At 40.0% G+C, this 728-nt stretch carries 2 protein-coding genes; both read left to right on the forward strand.

Annotated features, from left to right (window positions below):
- Nucleotides 1-388, forward strand: a 388-nt coding sequence (locus ACWHAR_RS26815) for a phage tail sheath C-terminal domain-containing protein (protein WP_452088393.1), incomplete at its 5' end; no start/stop codon positions are given.
- Nucleotides 389-390: 2 nt separating this feature from the next.
- The coding region (locus ACWHAR_RS26820; RefSeq protein ID WP_452088394.1) for a phage tail tube protein at nucleotides 391-728 on the forward strand (338 nt) is incomplete at its 3' end.

The following is a 728-nucleotide window of genomic DNA, read 5'->3' on the forward strand; positions in this document are numbered from 1 at the left end:
TCGTGATAAATCAGTATCGGTTGAAAAGGACATTAATTCACTCACAAGCCTAACAGCAGAGAAAAATAAGATGTTCCAGAAAAACAAAATTGTCCGTGTACTTGATGCAATCAATAATGACCTGACATCTCAATTAAAAGCATTGATCAAGTCTCGCAAAGCAAGCGGCAGTGACGTTCCCGCTACAAATGACGGACTGCAGTTTGTAAAAACGCTGATTACTCAATACTTGAGTGTTCTTCAAGATAACGGGGGCATTACTGATTTTAATTCAGAGAATGACATTACAATTGCTTTGAATAATGATCGTGACGGCTTCCTGATTGATCTCGCTGTTCAACCCGTCGATGCAGCAGAAAAATTCTACTTTAACGTTGAGGTGAAATAAGAATGGCATTAAAAGCGCAAAACACCATTTCTGGTAAAGAGGGCAGGCTATTTCTTGATGGAGAAGAAATGGCTCATATCAAAACTTTTGAAGCCAATGTGGAGAAAAATAAATCCGAGGTAAATATCATGGGTCGCCGAATGACGGGGCACAAGACGACTGGAGCAAATGGAACGGGAACAGCCACTTTTTATAAAGTGACTTCTCAATTTGTTCTTATTATGATGGACTATGTGAAAAAAGGAAGCGATCCTTACTTCACCTTACAAGCTGTTCTGGATGACGCCTCTTCAGGTCGTGGTACTGAACGAGTTACCTTGTATGATGTGAACTTTGATTC

Source organism: Bacillus sp. LR--39 (genome assembly GCF_053613335.1).